This is a genomic window from Sphingomonas faeni (genome assembly GCF_024273235.1).
GTDB lineage: Bacteria > Pseudomonadota > Alphaproteobacteria > Sphingomonadales > Sphingomonadaceae > Sphingomonas > Sphingomonas faeni_A.
This window is the reverse complement of sequence record NZ_JANBVH010000072.1, coordinates 1-4,281: the sequence shown is the minus strand read 5'-3', so window position 1 is coordinate 4,281 and position 4,281 is coordinate 1. Positions and strand designations below refer to the sequence as shown.

Sequence of the window (4,281 nt, the reverse complement as noted above, 5' to 3'; positions counted from 1 at the left end):
GCAAGGCCGACGTTCGCGTCCATGATTTCAGCAGGCGCGGCCGATATCCTGCCGAACCAGAACAGATTGGTGGCAAATGCGATCAGCTTTAGGAGGATCCAGGCACCGAACGCTGCGCCCGTGCCGACCACGACCGCTGCTCCAGCGAGCATGATCATTCGCCAGTCGGCGCTATGATCGGCAAGCCGCTTGGACTTTGGGATGTTGATGGTGGAAGCCGTCATGCACTCTCGCTGGTTCAGAAAGGGCGACCACTATATCGTGCCACGATATACTTCAACGCCTAGGATATGAGTGATGATTGATCGGAATGAGTTAGCCGACGCCGACTATGCGGCGCTTGCAGACTTCCGTTATGCGCTTCGCCAGTTTCTGGTTTTCAGTGAACGAGGCGCGGCTAGCTGCGGCTTGAAGCCGCAGCAACACCAGGCGCTGCTCGCGATCCGGGGGGCTGCCCCCGTAAACGTGAGCGTCGGCTACGTCGCGGAGCGTCTGGCCTTAAAACCGCACAGCGCGACCGGGTTGGTCGATCGTCTGGAAACGCTTGGCTTGGTGATACGTAGGCCATCACCGGACGATGGCCGGCAGGCTCTCCTCGAATTGACGCAGAAAGCGCGAACGCTTCTGAAACAGCTCTCGGAGACGCATCGCGAGGAGATTGTACGGCTTAGGCCTATGCTGGCCGAGCTACTCGCGCGCGTCGATTGATCGGGTTCGTAAGAGGTTCCAATTGCAGTGTCTATCGCAATGCGATATATATAGCCGGAAGGAGTCGGCGCATGCAGTTGATCCTCATTGCGGCCGGAGCAATCGGCCTGATCGTAGGCAGCCTGGCGGCCGCGGCGCTGTTTTGTTGGTTACTGTGGTACGTTTTTCGGCTCGCGCTGCATCCGGAATGGGGCGCCCCCGCTATTCTGATTCTCCTGGTGCTGGGCTTAGTTGGTAAGCTACCGAAAAGTCAGTTCCTGGACATGACTTTGACGTTTGCGGTAGTTGCCGCAGTACCCCTCTGGTTCGCGGGCCGCGCTTGGCGCCGGCAACGCAGGCAAGCTTTGAAACGCCGGTGCGAGCAAGGTGTTGACCTACAGGTCAGCGAGCCGATCGAACCGACCGAAGCCGTTCTTTTGCCTCAATTGTACCCGGCGATCACCGCCTGCATTAATGATGAGCGCTCGCCAACTCGCGAGGAGGTTCATGTTGTGGCGTCGAGGCTTTGGCGAGAGGGGTTCGCGCAGCGCTTTGGGTCGCAGGCGGTGCCAGCCAGCTTTGCTGCGCGACGGATGCTTTTGCGCGCGGCTAGGGTCGTGTCCCCGCTGGTGGTGTAGCTCAGCGGTAGTGAAGCTGACCGGTCACGCGCTATCATCCAGCGCTGTAGCGGCCGGTCAGCTTCACGGGTGGCCATCGAAGATCTTCGGATAGGATTGGGTTGCGAGACTCAACCAACGGAGACCTTCGATGACCGACGATACAATGAACCTGCAGGCGCTGGTGGGAAAGAGCGCGGATGCGGAATTTCTGCGTGAGATGATTGGCTTTGCCGCGCAGCGGCTGATGGATCTGGAGGTCGGCAGTCTGACCGGCGCTGGATATGGCGAGAAGAGCAGCGACCGGCTTGCCCAACGTAACGGATACCGTGAGCGCGACTGGGAAACGCGGGCTGGCACCGTTGAGCTGCGTATCCCCAAGCTGAGAACCGGCAGCTACTTTCCCGCCTTCCTCGAGCCTCGGCGCCTTTCGGAGAAGGCGCTGACCGCGGTCGTCCAGGAGGCGTACATCCAGGGGATCTCGACCCGGTCGGTCGACGATCTGGTGAAAGCGATGGGAATGTCGGGCATCTCGAAAAGCCAGGTAAGCCGGTTGTGTGAGGAGATCGACGTCCGCGTGAAGGCGTTCCTCGAGCGCCCTATCGAAGGCGACTGGCCATACGTGTGGGTCGACGCGACGTACCTGAAGGTCCGCCAAGCCGGTCGGATCGTCTCGGTCGCGGTCACCATCGCGGTCGGCGTGAACGGCGACGGCCGGCGCGAGGTGCTCGGCATGGCGATCGGCGCGTCGGAAGCCGAGACGTTTTGGACGGACTTCCTGCGCAGCCTCGCGCGGCGGGGCTTACGCGGCGTAAAACTCGTCATCTCGGATGCGCACGAGGGTATCAAAGCAGCCGTATCGCGAGTGTTCAGCGCAACGTGGCAACGGTGCCGCGTCCACTTCGCGCGCAACGCCACAGCCCATGCCGGCAAAAGCGGTCGCCGCGTCGTCTCGGCTTTCATCGCCACGGCCTATGCTCAGGAGACCCCCGAGGCGGCCAAGGGGCAGTGGCGCAAGGTCGCCGACCAACTGAGACCCAGCGTGCCTAAACTCGCGAAGCTGATGGATACGGCGGAAGAAGACGTGCTTGCGTACATGTCGTTCCCGCCGCAGCATCGCACCAAGCTGCACAGCACCAATCCACTCGAACGTCTCAACGGCGAGATCAAGCGGCGCACCAACGTCGTCGGCATCTTCCCCAACGAGGATGCCATCACACGCCTCGTCGGCGCCTTGCTGCTCGAGCAAAACGACGAGTGGGCAGTCCAGCGAGGCCGCTACATGACGCTGGAAAGCGTGACACAATTGAGCGATGATCCCACCGTCACGTTGTCGTCCATGGCAGCGTGATCGACCCGGCCATGCCCGGAGATCAAAGCGGCTACGCCGCTGAAGCTACACCACGCGGTGGGACACGATCGCGGCTAGCGCTGCCCTGAGCGGAACGGGTGTGAAAGGCGGCACTGATCGAAGTGCGGTAAGGCGTTAACCGCTTTTGGCCGGCTCGCTTGAATCGCGACGGCGCAGCGCAGCTTGTCAGCGCGGTGATCGATGTCATGTCTGAGCGACAGAACTAGATGCTCGCGTCCCCTCCCTCGCGCCGACCGTCTTGTGTGAACACCTCGACCGCTGGCGCGCAATCACACGTTGCGGGGTCATGGGCGATCAGTTCACCGCTCGCGACGACCTCGAACGTTCGCGCATCAATGTAGCGAACAGGCTCGCCATCGAGCAGCGTCAAGCAGGCCGCGCCTCGATACTGACGTAAGCCGGTATCGCCCTGGGTCATGAAGACATGACAGCGTTCTACCACGAAAAGAGGTGTGCCATCGTCGCCGCTGCATCGATGACGGGCCAGTTCCTCGATCATGCGCCTAAACCCTTATCAGGCTGAGTAACGCTGACGATCCTCAGAGAGCGAACATGGCCCTCACGATCCGGCCAAGAGATCGCATAGCCCGCCGACATACCGATCAGTCCCGCCCCGATTGGTGTTAGGATCGAAATCCGTCCAGCATCGATATCTGCCTCGTTAGGGTAAACCAGCCGGACAACGCGACGCACACCGCTCTCTTCATCCAAGAATTCGACGGTTGAGTTCATCGTAACGGCCTTTGGGGGCATATCAGACGCCTCGTAAAGTTCGGCACGATCGAGTTCGGCTAGAAGCATGGACGAAGATTGGGGATGTCGGTGCTGGGCGCTTAACGCCAGTGCAGAGAGCGAATCACATTCGTCGATCGAGACGTGAATGACAGGACGAGCGTCTAGTTGTGCAGCTTGAGTATGCATGATGCGGTATCCGCTTATTCGAGGCCATGGCGCGTTGCGCGCTGCCGGAGTTAATTTTCCGAATAAGGCCCGAACCTTGGCGGCGATTTGCCGACAAAGTCCGGGCTAACCGCGTGCGGCGAGCTGGCCTGAATGGTCGCGAAAACGCTGATGTGTCGCAGGAGCGTACATCAGCTAGAGGTGATGCCGTGAGGTCGTGCTGTCAAGGTAACAGGATCTGGACGAAGCAGACGATCGCCGGCAGCGCCAAAACAAGGATGTGGAACACCGTGGTTCACTTAATCGCGATCACGCTCCAACTTGGTGATCTGGCCGGTTTTGGGGTTAACATGGAACTCGTAGCGGATGCCCTTTCGAACAGCTTCGCCTTCCCAATGCCCATCGTCGGCTTCGATCTTGGTAACATTATAGCCCCTCTTGGCGAGGCCAGCAGACGCTTTCTCGCGGCTGATCCAGCCTTTACCCGGTACGTCAGCAAAGGCCGGGGCTGGAGAGAGTACCGAGAGGGCCAGCATAACAAACATCGTATGTTTCATAATCGTACTCCTTTTCAAGAAATACGTGTCGGCAGAATTTTTGTTCAATATGCCCGGTTTGGGCCGCTAGCCAAGGCTAGGTGTTTGATCCCACGGTTTGATGGTGCGATCCTTTCGTTGGAATGGAAGGAAGCCATATGGGACAGGT

The 4,281-nt window shown here is 59.8% G+C and carries 6 protein-coding genes and 1 pseudogene; 3 read left to right on the top strand and 4 right to left on the bottom strand.

Annotated features, from left to right (window positions below; genetic code table 11):
- Positions 1 to 224, bottom strand: a pseudogene (locus NLI89_RS21370) (chloride channel protein); the annotation flags it as partial.
- Positions 225 to 297: 73 nt separating this feature from the next.
- Here NLI89_RS21370 and NLI89_RS21365 point away from each other — a divergent pair.
- The 3 genes from NLI89_RS21365 to NLI89_RS21355 all read left to right on the top strand — a co-directional run bounded on the left by NLI89_RS21365 (position 298) and on the right by NLI89_RS21355 (position 2,655).
- A complete protein-coding gene (locus tag NLI89_RS21365) occupies positions 298 to 708 on the top strand; it encodes a MarR family winged helix-turn-helix transcriptional regulator (protein ID WP_151992023.1) in 411 nt (136 codons plus the stop codon).
- Positions 709 to 779: 71 nt separating this feature from the next.
- A complete protein-coding gene (locus tag NLI89_RS21360; protein ID WP_254688759.1) occupies positions 780 to 1,325 on the top strand; it encodes a hypothetical protein in 546 nt (181 codons plus the stop codon).
- 130 nt (positions 1,326 to 1,455) lie between these two features.
- The gene (locus NLI89_RS21355; RefSeq protein ID WP_254688758.1) at positions 1,456 to 2,655 is read left to right on the top strand and encodes an IS256 family transposase; all 1,200 of its coding nucleotides are present in this window, start codon (positions 1,456 to 1,458) and stop codon (positions 2,653 to 2,655) included.
- Between the two features lie 223 nt (positions 2,656 to 2,878).
- Here NLI89_RS21355 and NLI89_RS21350 read toward each other — a convergent pair whose 3' ends face one another.
- From NLI89_RS21350 to NLI89_RS21340, 3 genes are all read right to left on the bottom strand, one after another.
- Positions 2,879 to 3,175: a hypothetical protein gene (locus NLI89_RS21350; RefSeq protein ID WP_183937896.1), complete on the bottom strand. Its 297-nt coding sequence runs from the start codon at positions 3,173 to 3,175 to the stop codon at positions 2,879 to 2,881.
- A complete protein-coding gene (gene rnk / locus NLI89_RS21345; RefSeq protein WP_254688757.1) occupies positions 3,172 to 3,597 on the bottom strand; it encodes a nucleoside diphosphate kinase regulator in 426 nt (141 codons plus the stop codon). The genes NLI89_RS21350 and rnk overlap by 4 nt, the downstream gene beginning before the upstream one ends.
- A gap of 278 nt (positions 3,598 to 3,875) precedes the next feature.
- Complete coding sequence (locus NLI89_RS21340) at positions 3,876 to 4,133, bottom strand: PepSY domain-containing protein (protein WP_031439595.1); 258 nt, start codon at positions 4,131 to 4,133, stop codon at positions 3,876 to 3,878.
- Positions 4,134 to 4,281: the final 148 nt, after the last annotated feature.

What these genes read in the sequence shown, in the direction of transcription:
- NLI89_RS21365 (WP_151992023.1), top strand. Translation starts at nt 298, where the DNA reads ATGATTGATCGGAATGAGTTAGCCGACGCCGACTATGCGGCGCTTGCA.
- NLI89_RS21360 (WP_254688759.1), top strand. Translation starts at nt 780, where the DNA reads ATGCAGTTGATCCTCATTGCGGCCGGAGCAATCGGCCTGATCGTAGGC.
- NLI89_RS21355 (WP_254688758.1), top strand. Translation starts at nt 1,456, where the DNA reads ATGACCGACGATACAATGAACCTGCAGGCGCTGGTGGGAAAGAGCGCG.
- NLI89_RS21350 (WP_183937896.1), bottom strand. Translation starts at nt 3,175, where the DNA reads ATGATCGAGGAACTGGCCCGTCATCGATGCAGCGGCGACGATGGCACA.
- rnk (WP_254688757.1), bottom strand. Translation starts at nt 3,597, where the DNA reads ATGCATACTCAAGCTGCACAACTAGACGCTCGTCCTGTCATTCACGTC.
- NLI89_RS21340 (WP_031439595.1), bottom strand. Translation starts at nt 4,133, where the DNA reads ATGAAACATACGATGTTTGTTATGCTGGCCCTCTCGGTACTCTCTCCA.